Genomic DNA, 265 nt, shown 5'->3' on the forward strand with positions numbered 1-265 from the left:
CACATTAAAAGTTGCTGAGCTTGTAGAGCATCTTCTTTCTGGATAATTTCTTCTACTTTATCTAATCCGTAATTTTCTAGAAAAGCATCCAATAATTTGTACATTTTAATGTTTTGCTCACATTCTTTTACAGGATCCTCACGAATTGGGAATGTATCGAAATAAATAAGTCCATCATAATTATATTTCTTCGCATAATAAATGAATTCTAAAGTTTGAAGTAAATGGACAGTCCCCAACATTAAACCGTCGTCATTATCGTTAT

General features: G+C 30.9%; 1 pseudogene. It reads right to left on the reverse strand.

Features of this window, described 5'->3' with window-relative positions:
- A pseudogene (locus SB753_RS38075) lies at nucleotides 1-265 on the reverse strand (sugar phosphate isomerase/epimerase); the annotation flags it as partial.

This window comes from Paraburkholderia sp. SIMBA_053 (assembly GCF_046534895.1).
In the GTDB taxonomy this organism is placed as follows: Bacteria; Pseudomonadota; Gammaproteobacteria; order Burkholderiales; family Burkholderiaceae; genus Paraburkholderia; species Paraburkholderia caledonica.